This is a genomic window from Micromonospora sp. M51 (assembly GCF_018070305.1).
Lineage (GTDB): Bacteria > Actinomycetota > Actinomycetes > Mycobacteriales > Micromonosporaceae > Micromonospora > Micromonospora parva.
The window spans coordinates 1-1,651 of record NZ_JAGPXZ010001044.1; the positions used below are offsets into that span (position 1 = coordinate 1).

Consider the following 1,651-nt stretch of genomic DNA (forward strand, 5'->3'; position numbering starts at 1 on the left):
ACCATCCGGAAGGCCATCAGCCGGGTGCGTTCGTGGTAGCCGATCCGCAGGTCGGCGGGGGTGGCCAGGTAGGGGACCTGGTAGGCGGCGAAGAGCAGGTTGCCGGCGATGAAGAACACCGCCACCCACGCGGCGGCCGGTGCTCCGGTCAGGCCGCCGGGCACGGCGAAGAGCGCGGCGAACGCGACCGGCAGGGCGCAGCCGAGCAGCAGCAGGCGACGCCGGTCGCCGCGGCGGGTCTGTTCCACGTCGGCGCGGTGCCCCACCCAGGGGTGCAGCAGCACGTCGGCGATCTTCGGCAGCAGCAGCGTCAGGCCGGCCAGCCACGGGCCGACGGCCAGCACGTCGGTGAGGAAGTACAGCAGCAGCAGGCCGGGCACCGTCACCCAGACACCCATGCCGAGGGAGCCGGCGGCGAAGCCCGCCAGTGGGCCGCGGGGCAGTGTCGCGTCGGTGGCGGCCGCCGGCCGCCGGTCCAGCCCGGTCATCGCCGCATCCTCTCCGCAATCCAACGGTTGCTGGATTCTAGGGGCAGAATGGCGTCATGACCATGCCCCGCCGCCGCCCGGGTCGGCCCCGCCGCGACGAGACCCGGCCGACCCGCGAGGTGGTGCTCACCGCGGCGACGGCGCTCTTCGCCGAGCGGGGTTTCGACGCCGTCGGGTTACGGGAGGTCGCCGCCGCCGCCGGGGTCGACGTCGCCACCGTCGCGCACCACACGGGTACGAAGGCGGCCCTCTACGACGCGTGCTTCGCCCGGGTGTTCGCCGCCGAGCAGGAGGTGCTGACCGCGGCCGCCGAGCAGGCCCGCGCCGCTGTCGACGCCGGTCCGGACGCGGCGCGGCGGGCCCTGCACGAACTGGTCGACGTCTTCGTCGACTTCCTGGAGGACCGCCCCGAGACGACCGCGCTGTGGCTGCGGCGCTGGTTGGAGCCACAGCGGCACGCCGAGCTCGACAAGCGCTACGCCGAGCCGTTGTACCGGCTGGTCGGGCAGCTGCTCACCGCCGCCGCGGCGGCGGGCGCCCTGGATGAGCCGACTCCCCACATCACCGTGCGGAGCCTGGTGTGGGCCACCCACGGGCACGTGGTGGCGTTGGCCGCTGGCGCGCCCGGCGCCCGGGAACGGCGCGAGTTCCGGACGTTCGTGCACCGGATGCTCGACGGGCTGTACGGGCCGCCGGCCCCTTGACGGGTCGCCGTCGCCCGACGATTATCCATCGGACGTTGGATTTATTGGGGGCGGGGCGATGGGCGCAGCACAGCGGGTGGCGGTGATCGGCGCCGGTGCCGCCGGGCTCGCCGCGGTCAAGGCACTACGGGACGCCGACGTGCCGACGGTCGGCTTCGAGGCCGCCGAGCAGGTCGGCGGCCTCTGGGTGTACGGGGCACCCGACTCACCCGCGTACCGCACGCTGCACCTCAACACCAGCCGCGGTCGTACCCAGTTCGCCGACCACCCGATGCCCACCGACTGGCCGGACTACCCCGACCACCGGCGCGTCGCCGGATACCTCGCCGACTACGCCGCCCGCTTCGGGCTGGCCGACACCATCCGGCTTCGGCACACCGTCGAGCGGGTCACCCGCAACCCCACCGGCACCAGGCCGGTGGCCGCCACCGGCCCGTCCGGCCCGGTCGAGGTCACCGT

3 protein-coding genes are annotated in these 1,651 nt (G+C 74.4%); 2 read left to right on the forward strand and 1 reads right to left on the reverse strand.

From position 1 onward, the window contains the following. Nucleotides 1–488, reverse strand: a 488-nt coding sequence (locus KBX53_RS32275) for an MFS transporter (RefSeq protein ID WP_210863626.1), incomplete at its 3' end; no start/stop codon positions are given. Between the two features lie 62 nt (nucleotides 489–550). Between KBX53_RS32275 and KBX53_RS32280 the strand changes: the two genes are divergently transcribed. Both KBX53_RS32280 and KBX53_RS32285 read left to right on the forward strand, forming a co-directional pair. Beyond that, nucleotides 551–1,192, forward strand: coding sequence for a TetR/AcrR family transcriptional regulator (locus KBX53_RS32280; RefSeq protein ID WP_210863630.1), 642 nt, complete (start codon nucleotides 551–553; stop codon nucleotides 1,190–1,192). Between the two features lie 58 nt (nucleotides 1,193–1,250). Continuing rightward, the coding region (locus tag KBX53_RS32285) for an NAD(P)-binding protein (RefSeq protein WP_210863628.1) at nucleotides 1,251–1,651 on the forward strand (401 nt) is incomplete at its 3' end.